We start from the raw sequence: 220 nt of genomic DNA, 5'->3' as shown, positions 1-220 counted from the left end.
CGATTCCTTACAATCTGAAGCTTAGAGGCTTTTCCTGGAAGCATGGCATCAATGACTTCACTACCGTAGTAGCTCGACATCGTATCTCAGCGTTAGTAATGGTCCGGATTTACCTAAACCATCCGCCTACGTACTTGAACCTGGACAACCGTCGCCAGGCCCACCTAGCCTTCTCCGTCCCCCCATCGCAATTGTAAGAAGTACGGGAATATTAACCCGT

General features: G+C 49.5%; 1 rRNA gene. It reads right to left on the bottom strand.

Features of this window, described 5'->3' with window-relative positions:
* Positions 1–220: ribosomal RNA gene (locus IQO02_RS20305) — 23S ribosomal RNA — on the bottom strand; the annotation flags it as partial.

The organism is Vibrio sp. OPT24, assembly GCF_015163545.1.
GTDB lineage: Bacteria > Pseudomonadota > Gammaproteobacteria > Enterobacterales > Vibrionaceae > Vibrio > Vibrio cyclitrophicus.
The sequence above is the reverse complement of the archived record's forward strand: the minus strand, read 5'-3'. Positions and strand labels throughout refer to the sequence as shown.